This window comes from Marinobacter arenosus (assembly GCF_019264345.1).
Lineage (GTDB): Bacteria > Pseudomonadota > Gammaproteobacteria > Pseudomonadales > Oleiphilaceae > Marinobacter > Marinobacter arenosus.
This window is the reverse complement of the sequence record NZ_JAHVAO010000001.1, coordinates 1,002,027-1,018,047: the sequence shown is the minus strand read 5'-3', so window position 1 is coordinate 1,018,047 and position 16,021 is coordinate 1,002,027. Positions and strand designations below refer to the sequence as shown.

Genomic DNA, 16,021 nt, shown 5'->3' with positions numbered 1-16,021 from the left:
TTGATCAGTGGAGGGTGTAGGAAGGCTGGGGGTCGACTGCGTCCAGATCCTCATCCTCCCAATCGATGTCATGCGCGACATTTCCCACCGCCTCGATACCAGCGGCAATCATGGCCTTGGCCACATTCATATCGCGGTCTTCCATCATTTCCCGGGCTTCTTCGGAGAACGAGATTTTCACAAGAGGCGCGCTGTCGTCGTCGATACGACGCAGGGCATAATCGCCATTGCTCAATTGTACAATTTCAAAAAACGATGGTGACATTCGGTAAACCTTTCAATTAGTGAGATCTGGAAGGGTGTGGTGATCGGTTACCACTCACTGTGTTGCTCTTCCAGATCGTCGGCAAAATTTTTCATTGCGCTCAGCGTGCGGCGGAGCGCCTGGGCTGAACGGTCGGGCCCGGTATCGGCAGAAATCGCAATAATGTTCTCTGCACTGACCGATTTTCGGGTCGCCGGAGGCCGGCTCTGGGACATTTCCAGCTGGTCCAGATGGTTCCACCAGCTGCCCGACGCCTTTTCCAGTTCCCGCAGCCGGGCGATGTCTCCAGGGTGCTCTCCCACCAGCGAAGCCAGTTCCTCCAGGGTTGCTGGCTCTTCGTTCCGCTTCTGATATAAGCGGGCAATCATGACCAGCAGCAACTGTCTGGATCGGAGCAGGAGCTCAATCGTTCCTTGAATGGCCGCCTCGCGCCCCAATGCCAGCTCTGCTTCGTTGGCGGGACGATCTCCTGTAGCCACGGAATCATTGTCAAGCTGACTCAGAAGTGTTCGCGCAAGGAACAGTTTCTGTGAAACCAGTGAATGCCATTGCGAGGCCATGAGGTACCTGCGATCACGGAGCGGTCGTTTCAACCCGGAAAGTTAATTGCCAAGCATAACATTTTTAGCCCTAGGTTTCTTCCCCTCTCTGGGCGCTTTTCATTTCACAAGAAAATACAAACATTCACTTGAAACGGGCGTTTGAATTTGGCAAAAAGGCGCTCCGGTTTTGCCTGCTGTACGCATGGCCGTCTGCTGGTGTGCCTTTCAAATGACAGCACCCCAGCCAAACTGCATCATTTTTGGAGGTGTTAGGGATGCGGAACCATCTTGTTGTCGCAGGAATTGCAGCGGTATTGTTCGGGATGTCCGGGCACGCCCTGTCCAAGGTACCCCAGGCTGAAGCCGACCGGCTCGGCAAGGATCTGACCCCGGTTGGTGCAGAGCGCGGGGCCAACACCTCTGGAACCATTCCCGAATGGACGGGTGGCCTGACAACCCCTCCAGAATCCTGGCGAAAGGGCGAGGTTGAGACGAACCCGTTTCCGGGCGACCAGGCCCTGTTTGTGATTACCGGTGAAAATTACCACCTGTACCGGGACAAGCTCTCTGATGGCCACATCAGAATGATCGAGCAATACGGTCCGGAGTTTTTCATGCCGGTCTATGAAACCCGGCGTACCGCTGCGTTCCCGGAGCATGTCTATGGCAAGTTGCGGGAGAACGCGGTGAAGGCCGAACTTCTGGACAATGGCAACGGCGTCCGGAATACCATCATGACGAGCCCGTTCCCGATCCCGGATAACGGTCTGGAAGTCATATGGAACCACATCCTGCGTTACCGGGGCACCGAAGTTGCGTTCCGCAGCGCCTCTGCAACCCCGCAGACCAACGGTTCCTACAATCCGGTGGTGAACGACTACGAGTATTTCTTTGCTTACAGCAAGAAGGGCGCGGAGTTGGAGGAGATTGACAACAAGATCTTCTATCTCAAGACCGACACTATCTCGCCGTCAGCGCTGGCAGGCACGATCACCCTTGTGCACGAGACACTCGACCAGATTCGTTCGCCGCGCCTGGCATGGCGTTATGATGCTGGCTCCCGTCGCCTTCGCCGATCCCCCAATCTTGCCTACGAGACCGATCTTCCCAACTCGTCCTCTCTTCGGTCAGTCGATCAGAAGGACATGTACAACGGGGCACCCAACCAATACGACTGGACCCTGAAGGGCAAGCGCGAACTGTACGTGCCCTACAATGCGTATCTGCTGCACGATGAGGACGTCACACCTGACGACGTCATTCGGCCCAATCACATCAATCAGACCCTCGCCCGCTATGAATTACACCGGGTCTGGGTCGTGGAGGCAAAACGGCGCACAGGAATTGGCCATATTTATGACCGTCGGGTCTTTTATGTTGACGAGGACAGTTGGCAGATTCTGGCTTCGGAAGAATACGACGAGGCCGGCAATCTGTGGCGGGTTTCTGAAGCTCATAACATCAGCTATTACAGTGAGCCGGTGTTCTGGACTACCATGGAGATGACGTACGACCTCAAGGCCAACCGTTACTATATCGATGGCCTGAGCGACGGTTTCCCGGCATACGACTTCAATCCAGCATTCCGTGGCAGCGATTTCACGGCGTCGGCAGCGCGACGGGACGCTCGCCGCTGATTGAAATCGAGTGTCGGGGGCAGTGTGAGCTCTCCTGTCCAGCCCGGGGGGCCCTCACCGACACTCGACAGGAGCACACGCATGTCTGATTCCCAGTCCCATCTGGACAATGTGGACCAACTGATGGCGAACATGGGGCGAGCCTTGAGCGCCCAAGACTGGGACGAGCTCGCCCGCCTCAATGGTCAGGTCAGGTCTTTCATCGAGCCTCTGATGACTTCGCTCGAAGCGGGTGCCCTGGAGGCCGAGCCGGTCCGCACCCGGCTCCAGGAGCTTCAGCAACTGATCGACGCGGCCAACCAGGGCGCAACGCAAGCCCGGCAGGAGGCGCAGGACGCGCTCAAGGGTGTTAACCAGAATAAACAGGCAGCCAAGGCTTACCAAAACATTTCTTCCAGTCGCCCCAAATAGCGTCATAAAATTGACTCCGACGCTCTTACAGTCTTAAATACGGCAGAAATCCATCAAGAGATTGTTTGTGAATGTCCAAAAATAACAAGGTGCTGGTGCTGAGTGACAATGAGTCAAGACGCCGGGACATGGTCACGATTCTTGAATTCATCGGTGAAGAAGAAGTGGTTGCCGGTGAAGATGCCCTTGGCCTGCTGAAATCCGGCGACGTTGAACGCCTGGCGGAGGTTTCAGTCGTCGTTGTCAACGGGGAGGACAACGACGCGGCGGAGGCAGTCACAACGGTTTGCTCAGCCGTGCAAGGCGTGCCGGTGCTGATGGTGGGAGACCCGTCACTCAAGGGCGTCTCGGAAGAGCACGTGGCCCGCGTTATTGCCCGTATGGAATGGCCCCTGAATTACACCAAGTTTATCGACTCACTCTACCGGGCGCAGGTCTTTCGGGACCAGTACGGTCGTTCCCGTGAGCGGGGCCAGCAGCGCGGTCTGCAATTGTTCCGCAGCCTGGTGGGCACCTCCCGCAAAGTGCATCAGGTACGCCAGTTGATGGAGCAGGTCGCCGATAAGGACGTCAGTGTTCTGATCACGGGTGAATCCGGTACCGGCAAGGAAGTTGTTGCCCGTAACCTGCATTACCATTCCGCCCGGCGCGACAAGCCCTTTGTTCCGGTCAACTGCGGTGCCATTCCTGCGGAGCTGCTGGAAAGCGAGCTGTTCGGTCACGAGAAAGGGGCCTTCACCGGTGCGATCACGGCACGGGTAGGCCGGTTTGAGATGGCCGAGGGTGGCACCCTGTTCCTGGACGAGATCGGCGACATGCCCCTGAGCATGCAGGTGAAGATCCTCCGAGTCCTGCAGGAGCGGACCTTCGAGCGGGTGGGCAGCAACCGTACCCAGTCCGCGGATGTCCGAGTTATTGCCGCCACTCACAAACACCTTGAGGACATGATCGAAACAGGCGAATTCCGGGAAGACCTGTACTACCGACTGAACGTGTTCCCCATCGAAATGCCAGCTTTGCGGGATCGGGTGGAAGACATCCCCCTGCTGATCAACGAACTGATCTCCCGGATGGAGAAGGAAAAGCGCGGCTCGCTGAGGATGAATTCGGCGGCCATCATGAGCCTCTGCCGTCACAATTGGCCCGGCAATGTCCGGGAACTGGCCAACCTGGTGGAGCGGCTGGCGATCATGCATCCCTACGGCGTGATCGGGGTACAGGAGCTACCGAAAAAGTTCCGCTACGTGGACGACTACGACGAGAACCGGCCGGTAGAGGACGCGGGCATGCCGTCAGGCGTACCTGGTCTGATCGGGCTGGATGCGCCGGCGTTGTTGCCGGTTAATGGCATCGATCTCAAGGACTACCTCTCCAATCTGGAGAAGCAGTTGATTCAGCAAGCGCTGGACGAGGCCGGCGGCGTGGTTGCCCGGGCTGCCGAAAAGCTTCGGATTCGGCGAACCACCCTGGTCGAGAAGGTCCGCAAGTATGGTCTGAGGGAGGAAGAATCCGAAGAGACCTGATTTCACTTCCTCACTACCCGGAGTCAACGGCGTCAAAGGTTTGTAACCTGCGACGCCGTTCTTGTTTTTAGCCGACGTAAAACCGTCATTGGCTTGCTGCCTTTTTTTCTTTCTCACTGATATTTATAGGAAAACCTGAGTTGGCACGGTGCTGGCTTAAGGGCCTGTAAACGAATAATCCGAATGGTGCGGCCTTGATGGTTGGGCCGGTCAGGGGGGAAGCAATGAGTCAGGCACATTCTGTGGTTCAATCCGGCGCGCGAGAGGCCCAGACCAACGCCGCGGCGGACGTTAATGACAAGGTAACGGCACTGTTTCCACAGCAGGACGATGAGGCTGTCGATTCTGCCCTGGAATTGTTCAACCGGATGTCCCGGCAGATTACTGACTCCTACCGGACGCTCGAATCCCGTGTTAACCAGCTGTCTGGCGAGCTCACCCAGGAAACCATGCAGCGTCAGCAGGAGCTGGAGGCGAAGGAAGAGTTGGCAGACCAGTTGTCGACACTGCTCAAGGCGCTTCCGGCCGGCGTTGTGGTGCTCGACAGCCAGGGGGTTGTCACCCAGACCAACCCCGCCGCCATTGCCCTGTTGGGCGAGCCGCTGGATGGTGAACGCTGGATCGATGTCATCCAGCGCTGCTTTGCGCCCCGCCGGGACGACGGTCACGAAGTCTCTCTCAAGGATGGCCGCCGGGTCAGCATTGAAATCCGGACCATGGAGAACCAGCCCGGACAGCTCATCCTGCTGACCGACCTGACCGAAACCCGGCAGTTGCAGTCGCAGCTGGCCCACGCCCAGCGCCTTTCTGCCATGGGCAAGATGGTGGCATCCCTGGCACACCAGATCCGCACGCCACTCTCGGCCGCCATTCTATACGGCGGGCACCTGAGCCAGGACGACCTCGATGAGGAAATGCGCCAGCGCTGCGCCTCCCGCCTGATGTCCCGTCTGACCCATTTGGAGCAGCAGGTCCGCGACATGCTGATTTTCGCCCGGGGCGAGACCCGTCTCGCGGAAGAGCTTTCCGCCGGGACCCTCGTTTCAGCCCTTGGTTCCGCTCTTGAGGGTCTCAAACTTGCGCCCGGAACCGACGTATCGGTCATCGACGAGGTTCCCGCCGAGAGCCGCCTGATGTGCAATCGGGACGCGTTGGTTGGTGCCTGCACCAATCTTGTCAATAACAGCCTTGAGGCCGGTGCCACCTCGGTCGCGGTCCAGGTCATCGCCGAGCGCGGTGAGCTGGTGATCCGCGTGGTCGATAACGGGCCGGGATTCGAGCGCTCGGAAACCAGCCGGCTGATGGAAGCGTTCTACACCACGAAGTCCCACGGCACCGGGCTCGGTCTGGCCGTGGTCCAGGCCGTGGTCAAAGCTCACCAGGGGCACTTCCGCATTGAATCGCCGGAGCAGGGCGGCGCAGTTGCCACCCTGCGTTTACCGCAACTGAATAATAACCACTGATCGGAGGCAACCATGGCCAAGGCCCAGATTCTGATTGTTGAGGACGACCATGACCTGCGCGAGGCACTGGTGACGACGCTGGAACTGGCCCGTTTCCGGGTGCGGGAGGCGTCGAATGCCCAGGAAGCGCTGGCTCGCCTGGCGGAAGCGCCGGTGGATATGGTGGTTAGCGATGTCAATATGCCAGGGCTGTCTGGTCATGAGCTGCTCGCCGAGGTCCAGCGTCTGTACCCGGGGCTGCCAATGATGCTGATCACCGCCTATGGGCAGATCGATCATGCGGTGTCGGCCATGCAGGCGGGGGCCATTGATTACCTGGTCAAGCCGTTTGAGCCCCAGGTTCTGGTTGAGGCCGTGAGCAAAGTGGTGGGCGGTGCCCGTCAGAAAACCTCCGATGCGCCAGTGGCGGAGGACCCGATCAGCAAGCGGATGTTCCAGCTGGCCACCAAGGTGGCCGGTAGCGATTCCACGGTGATGATTTCCGGGGAGAGCGGAACCGGCAAGGAGGTCCTCGCCCGCTTTATTCATCAGCAATCTCCCCGGGCGGATCAACCGTTCGTGGCCATCAATTGCGCGGCCATCCCTGAGAACATGCTGGAGGCGATCCTGTTCGGCCATGAGAAAGGCGCCTTCACCGGTGCGGTGGCATCGTCGCCGGGTAAATTTGAACAGGCCAACGGCGGGACCATCTTGCTCGACGAGATCTCCGAAATGGATCTGGGGCTTCAGTCCAAGTTGCTGCGGGTCTTGCAGGAGCGGGAAGTGGAGCGCGTTGGTGGCCGCAAGACGATTTCCCTGGACGTTCGCGTGGTGGCGACGACCAACCGGGATCTGGGCGACTATGTCCGCGAGGGTAAGTTCCGGGAAGACCTGTACTACCGTCTGACCGTCTTCCCCATGCACTGGCAGCCTTTGCGGGAGAGACCGCTGGACATCATGCCGCTGGCCTCGTCGCTGTTGAAAAAACACTGTCAGAAAATGAAATTGACCGGCATTACCTTCGCCGCTGACGCCAGGAACGCGCTGGTGAATCACGGCTGGCCGGGCAACGTGCGGGAATTGGACAACGCCATCCAGAGGGCACTGGTGCTGCACCAGGGCAACGTCATTCACGCCGGTGACCTGTGCCTGGAGCTTGGCATTACCGGCAGGTCGGACAGTGCGACGACGCCAATGCCATCGCCATCATCTTTTGCCGAGCGTCCGTCAAACGGGGCCGAGTCCAACGCCGTCGAATCGTCGGCGGCGTCCTATCAGCAGCCAGCCGGGGATGATTCGTTTGCCGCGGGATCCCTGGGCGATGATCTGAGGCAGCAGGAGTTCCGTATTATTATCCAGACGCTCAAGCAGGAGCGTGGGCGTCGAAACCGCGCGGCTGAGCAGCTTGGCATTTCTCCACGGACCCTCCGTTACAAACTGGCTCAGATGCGTGATGCCGGCATCGATCTCGATTCCGAATTGGCCATGGCCTGATCTCTGAACAGACTCCTTCGTTGGGCACTCCTTGGGGTGCCCTTTTTTTGTCCCATCGATTTGTTGATCGCCGATGTCAAAAGACCGTCACGGGCCGATTTCCTGTCCGAAAAAATCTCATTAAGGTAATGAAATATATAGATAAACCTTACTTGGCCTGGTGATTGCTAAACGATCTGTAACGAGAATTCCATGAAAAAGTCCGCCACCCCACGCCCGGCGGCGGAATCGGGAGAGAGTTATGGTTCAGCGTGCCGACATCAACAGTGTTCTGTCCGACATCCGCTCACTGCGTTCACAGATGATGCAGAACCAGCAGATTCAACAGGATCAGTCGGTGCGAGGTCGAATTGACGGTCCGCGCCAGGTTCCGGGAACCCAGGAAACGCAGGAAGTGCCAAGCTTCAGCGATATGCTGGGCAAGGCGGTGAATAACGTGAACGAACTTCAGCAGAACACCAGTGAACTGCGGACGGCCTACGAAATGGGGGATCCCAATGTGGACATCACCCGGGTAATGATCGCCGCCCAGAAATCCTCTGTCTCCTTCGAGGCGCTGACCCAGGTACGTAACCGGGTGGTCCGTGCGTACGAAGACATCATGAACATGCCGATCTGATAACGGAGCAGAGACATGGCCAGCGTTCCTGCAGAATCCTCCTCGACAAATATGCCCGCAGCTCAGCCATCGGATGCGCCGGATGGCGGCAGCGATATGTTTTTGGGGTTCAATCGCCTGAATCTGCTGCGGCAGATTGGCCTGATGATTGGTCTGGCGGCCAGTGTCGCCCTGGGCGTTGCTGTGGTGTTGTGGGCGCAGGAGCCTAACTACCAGCCAGTCGTCGGGAATCTGTCGTCGTACAATCCTCAGGACGTCACCGCGATTCTCGAAAGCAATGGAATTGACTACAAGATGGATCCCCGGAGCGGCGCCCTGCTGGTGCCCTCTGACCAGGTCTACAATGCCCGCCTGAAGCTGGCCGCCGAAGGGGTGACCGATGAGAAAGTCCTGGGTTACGAGTTGCTTGATCAGGACCGTGGTCTCGGCACCTCGCAATTCATGGAAACCGTCAGTTACCGCCGTGGCCTGGAAGGTGAGCTCGCGCGCACCATCGGCGCCATGCGCGGAGTTCGCAGCGCCCGTGTTCACCTGGCCATCCCCGAGCGATCGGTGTTTGTACGCGATGCGCGTGAGCCCTCGGCTTCGGTATTCCTCGAAGTCTTTGCCGGCCGTCGTCCCGAGCAGGAACAGATCAACGCGATCGTGAACCTGGTGGCCGGCAGCATTCCGATGATGAAAAAAGACAACGTCACCGTGGTCGACCAGAACGGCAGCTTGCTGACCGGCATGGACGGCCAGGGTGAGACCGACCGGATGCAGGATCAGTACGAATACACCTCGAAGGTCGAGGAGCGGTTGACCCGCCGGGTGGCGTCACTGATTGCCCCCATCGTCGGCGAAGGTCGTTACCGGGCCGAGGTGTCGGCGGATCTGGACTTTTCATCGGTGGAGCAGGCAGAGGAACTGTTCAACCCGGAACAGCAGGCGGTTCGCAGCGAGCGGGAAATGAGCGAGCAGCGAGTGCCCGGTGGCGGACCGCTGGGCATCCCGGGGGCCCTGTCCAATCAGCCTCCGGCGGATGCCACGGTTCCCGAACAGGCGAACGCCGATGCGGACGACAATGAGCCGACCGCCCAGCCGGTTGACGTGCGCCGCGAGTCCACCCGGAATTATGAGATGGATCGGACCGTCAGTTATGTGCGCCAGGAACTGGGTCGAATCAAGCGGGTGACCGTTGCACTGGCCGTGGACGACATGAAAGTGGTGGACCCGCAGACCGGTGAGGTGAGCTACCAGCCTTGGCCGGAGCAAGAGTTGCAGCGCCTGAGCATGCTGGTGCGCGACGCCGTCGGTTATTCCGCCGCGCGCGGTGACAGTGTTACGGTGATGAACACGGCCTTTGCCCCGGAAGAGTCGATTGAGTTTCAAGCGCCGAGCTTCTGGGAGCAGCCCTGGTTCTGGGATCTGATGAAACAGGTGTTGGCGGGACTGGTCATTCTGGTTCTGGTACTCGGCCTCTTGCGCCCGACCCTGAAAAGTCTCTCCGGCGGAGGTCAGCGTGAGCGGGGTGGTGCTGCCGGTGATCGTGGATACGGCGAGTTGGACGGCATCGACGGAGGCGCAGAGCTGCGCGAGGCAATGTCGGCCCAGGACGATCTGCTTTTGCCCGGTGCGACAGACAGTTATGATAGACAACTCAATGCATTGAAAGGCTTGATTGCGGAGGACCCGGCCCGGGTGGCCCAGGTCATGCGCCAGTGGGTGAATGTCGATGACTGACCAAGACAACCAGCAGGGCGTGGCAGCGCCCCAGAAACCTCAGCGCAAGATCCCGAGGGTAGAGCAGGCTGCGATTCTGTTGATGTCCCTGGGTGAGGCGGATGCGGCCGAGGTTCTGAAGCACATGGGCCCCAAGGAAGTCCAGCGCGTGGGCGTGGCCATGGCCCAGATGAAGGACGTCAGCAAAGACGACGTCACCTTCGTTCTGAACCAGTTTGTGGATGCCGTGGGTGGCCAGACGGGCCTCGGCGTTGGCAACGACGATTACATTCGCGCCATGCTCACCCAGGCCTTGGGCGACGACAAGGCCGCGAGCCTGATCGACCGCATTCTGATCGGCGGCAACACCACCGGTCTCGACACGCTCAAGTGGATGGAGCCCCGTGCCGTCGGTGACATTATCCGTTATGAGCACCCGCAGATTCAGGCCATTGTGATTTCCTACCTGGATCCCGACCAGGCCGCCGAAATTCTGGCGACACTGGACGACAAGGTCCGGCTGGACGTGATGATGCGTGTGGCCTCATTGGAGAGCATACAGCCCCAGGCGCTGCAGGAGCTGAACGATATCCTGGAGAAACAGTTCTCCGGCGGTTCGGCGGCCCAGACCAGCCGGATCGGTGGTATCAAGCGGGCGGCGGACATCATGAACTTTATGGACCGCAGCATCGAAGGCAACCTGATGGATTCCATCAAGGACATGGACCCGGATCTGGCGTCGACGATTGAAGACCTGATGTTCGTCTTTGATAACCTCAAGGACATTGACGATCGCGGCATTCAGGCGTTGCTTCGCGAAGTGTCCTCGGAAGTTCTGGTTGTTGCCCTCAAAGGTGCCGACGACGCGGTCCAGGAGAAAATATTCAAGAACATGTCCAAACGCGCGGCCGAATTGTTGCAGGACGACCTCGAGGCTAAGGGGCCGGTCAAGGTCAGCGAAGTCGAAGCGGCCCAGAAGGACATTATCACGGTGGCACGACGCATGGCCGAAGCGGGTGAAATCTCACTCGGTGGTGCTGGCGAAGAAATGATGTGATGAAAGACTCGTCCAAGGACCTCAACCGGATTCCCAAGGAACAGCTCACAGCCTACGAGCGCTGGGAGTTGCCGTTACTGGACGGTCAGGGCAATGAAGTGCGGGAAGAGGAGCGGAACGTCAAACCCCTGACGGCCGCTGATATCAGTGAGATTCGCCGGGCCGCCAGGGAAGACGGCTATAACGAAGGCCGTGAGGAAGGTTACCAGGCCGGACTGGTCGAGGGCCGCGAGCAGGGTCGCGAAGAAGGGTTTCAGGTGGGCACGGCGGAAGGCCGTGAACAGGGCGAAAAGCAGGGGTACGAAGACACCCGCAAAGAAATGGACACCAAACTGGATCGCCTGGAACACCTGATGGGCGAACTGGTTTTGCCGATTCGTCGCCACGAGGACGAGATCGAAAGTGCGCTGGTGAATCTCACCACGGTGCTGGCCCGGGCGGTCGTGTTTCGGGAACTGACCATCGATTCCTCCCAGATTCAAAGTGTCGTCCGCAGGGCCCTGGAGGCTCTGCCATCGACCGCAGACAACCTGCGCATTCATGTCCACCCCGACGACGGCAACCTCGTTCGGGATGTACTGACGCGCCTGGACACCCAGGCCTCGGTCATTGAAGACGGCGACGTTCTGCCGGGCGGCTGCCGGGTGGAAACCCGACACAGCCTGGTGGACTTTACCGTGGAGAAACGATTCCAGCGGGCGGTTCAGGGCATGTTGGAGCAGAACTCGGAAGCCGCTGCGAGCACGGAGGCCGAGGATATGGATGCCTTGATGCGGGATCGGACCGATTTCCAGCGTGATGTACTGAACTCGACCGACGCCGGGGAGAAAGAGCAAAGCTCGCGCCCGGACGAACGTAATGATGATACGGGTGACGGCGATGACCTCACGCCTGGCTGATCGCCTGAACCGGTTTCAGGACTTTGTCGCAGAGGATCCCGAGCCCGAACTGTCCGGGCGTTTGACCCGGATGGTCGGACTGACACTGGAGTGCGTCGGTTGCCCCATGGTGGTCGGGGATCGCTGCGTGATCCAGGGGCAGGGTGCCGGCAGTGTTGAAGCCGAGGTTGTCGGGTTTGAGGACGACAAGGTCTACCTGATGCCGCTCACCGCCATTGAGGGCCTCAAACCCGGTGCCCGGGTGGTGCCGGTTTCGGCGGCCAGTCGCGTCCCGGTCGGACCGCAGATGCTGGGTCGGGTTGTCGACGGAAGCGGTGAGCCACTCGATGGTAAAGGGCCGCTGCAGGCCGAGACTCGGGTGTCGTTGTCCGGTGACATTATCAATCCGCTGCATCGGGCGCCGGTCCGGCAATCCATGGACGTGGGTATTCGCGCCATCAATGCGCTGCTGACGGTCGGCCAGGGCCAACGTCTGGGGCTGTTTGCCGGCAGTGGCGTAGGCAAGAGTATGTTGCTGGGCATGATGACCCGGTTCACCGATGCCGATATCACCGTGGTGGGCCTCATCGGCGAGCGGGGGCGTGAGGTCAAGGAATTCATCGAGGATATTCTCGGCGAGGAGGGCCTCTCGCGCTCTGTGGTGGTTGCCTCTCCGGCCGATGACTCGCCGCTGATGCGCCTGCGGGCGGCAATGCTGACCACGCGTATTGCCGAGTATTACCGGGACCAGGGCAAGCGGGTGCTTTTGCTGATGGATTCGTTGACCCGGTACGCCCAGGCCCAGCGGGAAATCGCATTGGCGGTGGGTGAACCGCCTGCCACCAAGGGCTACCCGCCCTCGGTCTTTGCCAAGTTACCGCAACTGGTGGAACGCACGGGCAACGGCCGACCTGGCGGTGGTTCGATCACCGCCTTCTACACGGTCCTGACGGAGGGCGATGACCAGCAGGATCCGATCGCAGATGCGGCCAGGGCCATTCTCGATGGCCACATTGTGTTGTCCCGCCGTTTGGCGGAGGAAGGCCATTATCCCGCCATCGATGTTGAAGCCTCGATCAGCCGGGTCATGCCCCAGGTAACACAGACCGAACATTTCGCCAGGGCGCAACGTTTCAAGCAGGTCTATTCACGCTATCAGCAGGCGCGGGACCTGATCAGCGTTGGCGCCTATGTCAAAGGGTCCGATCCGGAAACGGATTTCGCCATTGCCCACATCGGCAACATGGGCCAGTTCCTCCAGCAGGGATTGAACGAGAGCGCGCCATTGCAGGAAAGCATCGAGCAGCTGCTGGCGGTTGTGCCGGAGCGCCGCTCCCCCGAACGCCTGAAATCGGCCGCACCCAGTACCCAGGTAAGTACTGGCCGGGGTAATGGCTGATGCTTCGTTCCCGGCGTCTGGAAGTGGTTCTGTCCCTTGAAGAGCGTAAGGAGCAGGAGGCCCTCGAACGAATGGGGGAAGCCCGCAAGCTGGTCGAGCAACAGAGGGAACAGGTCGACAACCTGAATCGGTACCAGCAGGAATACCGTGACCAGATCCGACACAGCCAGCAGGGTGTCGTGCCCGTGAGTCGCCTGCAGGCCTGGCAGGCGTTCATTGCCCAGCTCGATCAGGTCATCATCCAGCAACAGAAACAGCTGGATCAGGCCGGGCAGGTGTTTGAAACCCGTCGGCTTGAGTGGCAGCAGGCCTGGGAACGTCGGCGGGGGATGGAGAAATACATTGAAACCTGTCGCCGCCAGGAGCAGCGGGAACAGGACCTGCGCGAGCAGAAACTGGCGGATGAGGCGGCAGGCCGCGCCTTCGCCCGCCGCCAGCGATAAATTTGCCTTGCATCAACTCACTGCGGATGCAATTTAGTCTCGTTGGGCTATCCTTACCCGGAGATGATCCATGTAAAACCCGGCGGTCAACGCTGCTCAGAACACCTTCGGAGGTTTCGGAATGCCGATTCAGACACGTCGCGGAGAGGATGGCCAGACCCTGATTATCAGTATCGAGGGCCGTTTTGATTTCAGTACCCACCAAGCCTTCCGTGATGCCTATGAGCATGGCGATGAAACAATCCGCAACTACGTCGTAGATCTGTCTGAAACCACCTACCTGGACAGTTCCGCACTGGGAATGCTGTTGTTGTTGCGGGATTATGCCGGCGGCGACGGTGCCCGAATTGCCATAGAAAACTGCAACAACGACGTTCGTCGAATCCTGTCCATCTCCAATTTCGAGCAGCTGTTCGCCATCAGGTGATCCACTCCTACTGTCCGGGGCCTCATTGTGGACGACTCTGTTGCTGAAACCAGGGCGCTCAAGATTCTTATCGCCGATGACAGCGACACCGATCGCCTGATCCTCAAAACCCTGGTCAAACGGCTGGGCCACCGGGTGTTCGATGCCAGCAACGGAGAGGAAGCCGTCAGACGTTTCCGGGAATCCGATCCGGACATCGTATTGCTAGACGCCCTCATGCCGGTCATGGATGGCATGGAGGCGGCTCGCCAGATCAAGCAGCTGGCCGGTGAACGGATGGTCCCCCTGATCTTCCTGACTTCGCTCTCCGAAGCCGGGGAACTGGCGCGGTGCCTGGAGGCCGGCGGCGATGATTTCCTGAGTAAGCCGTACAACCGGACCATCATCGAGGCCAAGATCAACGCCTTCAATCGCATGCGGTTGATGCATCAAACGCTCTCGAATCAGCGCGACATGATCCGAGAACGCAATCAGCAACTGTTGGAAGAGCAGAAGGTCGCCAAACGGGTTTTTGACAACGTCGCCCACACCGGTTGCCTGGATGCGTTCAACATTCGCTACCACGCGTCGCCGCTCACCATTTTCAACGGTGACGTTCTGTTCGCCGCACCGCGTCCGGCCGGTGGGATGCTGATTTTCATCGGTGATTTCACAGGCCACGGCCTGCCAGCCGCCATTGGCGCCATGCCGATGGCCGAGATTTTTTATGGCATGGCCAGTAAGGGGTTCAAGAGCGGGGATGTACTCCGGGAAATCAATCAGAAGCTCAAACAGATTCTCCCCACGGGCATGTTCTGTTGCGGCGGTATGATTGAGGCGGATTTCAAGCTCAACCAACTGCGATTCTGGAATGGCGGTTTGCCGGATGGTTGGCTGATTCGGGCAACGGGGGAGCATCAGATTCTGCCCTCTCGGCATTTGCCGCTGGGAATATTGGCGCCGGATCAGTTTGATGCCGATATGGAAATCCTGGCCGCCGAGCCTGGTGACAGACTTCTGATGATGACCGATGGGTTTCTGGAATCCCGTAATGCCGCGGGCGATGTCTTCGGGGAATCCGGGATCTGCAAGGCACTGGAATCGCAGGGCGAGGGCCAGCACCCCTTCGATGCACTGATGGGCGCCGTGCACCAGTTCCGCGGACGTGAGGGCGACGGCGATGATCTCACTCTGTGCTGCCTCGAAATGGTGGACGAGGCAGGTATTTCTGCCATTCCGGACCGGACGCCGCCCTCAGCCCGGCCCGGCCCTACCGAATGGCACTGCGTGTACGAAATTCGCGAACAAACGCTGGGGGATTTCAGCCCGTTGCCGCTGTTGCTGCATATCTGCATGGAAGTCCCGGGCCTTCGGCGCAAGAGTGGCGAGATCTACACATTGCTGGCAGAACTGTACAACAATGCCCTTGAGCATGGAGTGCTGGCGCTGCCCTCGGAATGGAAGCATTCGCCCGAGGGCTTTGGGCGTTACTACGAAGAGCGTCGGCGCAGACTGGCGCGGATTGAGGGACATTACATCCGCTTCAGCCTGCACCATTCCATGAAACCCTCGGGTGGCCAATTGCGTGTCATTTGTGAGGACAGCGGGCCGGGCTTTGACTTCAGGGATCACCCTATGTTGAAGGAGGGTGAGAATTCGGGAATGGCTGCCAGGTACGCCGGGCGCGGCCTGTTATTGTTGAAACGATTGTCAGAATCCGTCACCTTCCACCAACGGGGCAATCATGTCGAAATCGTCTACGACTGGGATTTTTCCGGAGCCTCGTCGGAACGGGCGTCAACAGACCGGCACTAGCCGGCACCAGACAGGGGGTTGGTATGACCAGGACACCACACCTTGACGAAGAAGCACTGGCTGAGCTTCAGGATGTCATGGATGAAGAGTTTGAAGTGCTGATACACACGTTTCTTAACGACTCCCGGGAACGGATCGCGGGACTCAAACAGGCGGTTAACGGTCAGGACGCCGATGCGCTTGCCCATATGGCGCACAGCTTCAAAGGTAGCTGCATCAACATTGGAGCACCACAGTTGGGCGAGCTTTGCCGGGTTGCCGAAACGGCGGGCAAGGAACAGCGACTGGAAGACGCCCCCGCCACGGTCGACGCCATTGAGTCAGAATTCCGGAACGTCACAAACCTGCTTGAGGATTTGCTGGTTCGTTAACGCCCATAAGCCGTCTGG

At 59.2% G+C, this 16,021-nt stretch carries 16 protein-coding genes; 14 read left to right on the top strand and 2 right to left on the bottom strand.

Going from position 1 to position 16,021, the window contains the following annotated elements:
• Positions 1-4: 4 nt before the first annotated feature.
• Complete coding sequence (locus KXD86_RS04650; RefSeq protein WP_218634900.1) at positions 5-265, bottom strand: hypothetical protein; 261 nt, start codon at positions 263-265, stop codon at positions 5-7.
• A 47-nt stretch (positions 266-312) separates the two neighbouring features.
• Positions 313-744, bottom strand: a complete 432-nt coding sequence (locus tag KXD86_RS04645) for a hypothetical protein (protein WP_376770949.1) — start codon at positions 742-744, stop codon at positions 313-315.
• A 338-nt stretch (positions 745-1,082) separates the two neighbouring features.
• Here KXD86_RS04645 and KXD86_RS04640 point away from each other — a divergent pair, with 338 nt between their 5' ends.
• From KXD86_RS04640 to KXD86_RS04575, 14 genes are all read left to right on the top strand, one after another.
• Entirely contained in the window at positions 1,083-2,444 is a 1,362-nt protein-coding gene (locus KXD86_RS04640; protein ID WP_218634898.1) for a DUF1329 domain-containing protein, read from the top strand.
• An 81-nt stretch (positions 2,445-2,525) separates the two neighbouring features.
• Complete coding sequence (fliT, locus tag KXD86_RS04635; RefSeq protein WP_218634897.1) at positions 2,526-2,855, top strand: flagellar protein FliT; 330 nt, start codon at positions 2,526-2,528, stop codon at positions 2,853-2,855.
• Positions 2,856-2,926: 71 nt separating this feature from the next.
• Positions 2,927-4,378, top strand: a complete 1,452-nt coding sequence (locus tag KXD86_RS04630; RefSeq protein ID WP_218634896.1) for a sigma-54 dependent transcriptional regulator — start codon at positions 2,927-2,929, stop codon at positions 4,376-4,378.
• A 224-nt stretch (positions 4,379-4,602) separates the two neighbouring features.
• A complete protein-coding gene (locus KXD86_RS04625; protein WP_218634895.1) occupies positions 4,603-5,841 on the top strand; it encodes a sensor histidine kinase in 1,239 nt (412 codons plus the stop codon).
• A gap of 12 nt (positions 5,842-5,853) precedes the next feature.
• Positions 5,854-7,314, top strand: coding sequence for a sigma-54-dependent transcriptional regulator (locus tag KXD86_RS04620; protein WP_218634894.1), 1,461 nt, complete (start codon positions 5,854-5,856; stop codon positions 7,312-7,314).
• 241 nt (positions 7,315-7,555) lie between these two features.
• On the top strand, positions 7,556-7,933 hold the full coding sequence (fliE, locus tag KXD86_RS04615) for a flagellar hook-basal body complex protein FliE (RefSeq protein WP_218634893.1): 378 nt from the start codon (positions 7,556-7,558) through the stop codon (positions 7,931-7,933).
• Positions 7,934-7,948: 15 nt separating this feature from the next.
• Positions 7,949-9,655, top strand: a complete 1,707-nt coding sequence (gene fliF / locus KXD86_RS04610) for a flagellar basal-body MS-ring/collar protein FliF (RefSeq protein WP_218634892.1) — start codon at positions 7,949-7,951, stop codon at positions 9,653-9,655.
• On the top strand, positions 9,648-10,691 hold the full coding sequence (gene fliG / locus KXD86_RS04605; RefSeq protein ID WP_218634891.1) for a flagellar motor switch protein FliG: 1,044 nt from the start codon (positions 9,648-9,650) through the stop codon (positions 10,689-10,691). Before fliF ends, fliG begins: the two co-directional genes overlap by 8 nt.
• On the top strand, positions 10,691-11,590 hold the full coding sequence (locus KXD86_RS04600) for a flagellar assembly protein FliH (RefSeq protein ID WP_218634890.1): 900 nt from the start codon (positions 10,691-10,693) through the stop codon (positions 11,588-11,590). Before fliG ends, KXD86_RS04600 begins: the two co-directional genes overlap by 1 nt.
• On the top strand, positions 11,571-12,968 hold the full coding sequence (fliI, locus tag KXD86_RS04595) for a flagellar protein export ATPase FliI (RefSeq protein ID WP_218636724.1): 1,398 nt from the start codon (positions 11,571-11,573) through the stop codon (positions 12,966-12,968). Before KXD86_RS04600 ends, fliI begins: the two co-directional genes overlap by 20 nt.
• Complete coding sequence (fliJ, locus tag KXD86_RS04590) at positions 12,968-13,411, top strand: flagellar export protein FliJ (RefSeq protein ID WP_218634889.1); 444 nt, start codon at positions 12,968-12,970, stop codon at positions 13,409-13,411. The genes fliI and fliJ overlap by 1 nt, the downstream gene beginning before the upstream one ends.
• A 121-nt stretch (positions 13,412-13,532) precedes the next feature.
• Positions 13,533-13,838, top strand: coding sequence for an STAS domain-containing protein (locus tag KXD86_RS04585; protein WP_218634888.1), 306 nt, complete (start codon positions 13,533-13,535; stop codon positions 13,836-13,838).
• A 27-nt stretch (positions 13,839-13,865) separates the two neighbouring features.
• Complete coding sequence (locus KXD86_RS04580; protein ID WP_218634887.1) at positions 13,866-15,632, top strand: PP2C family protein-serine/threonine phosphatase; 1,767 nt, start codon at positions 13,866-13,868, stop codon at positions 15,630-15,632.
• Positions 15,633-15,655: 23 nt separating this feature from the next.
• Complete coding sequence (locus tag KXD86_RS04575) at positions 15,656-16,003, top strand: Hpt domain-containing protein (protein WP_218634886.1); 348 nt, start codon at positions 15,656-15,658, stop codon at positions 16,001-16,003.
• The last annotated feature ends 18 nt before the right edge of the window (positions 16,004-16,021 follow it).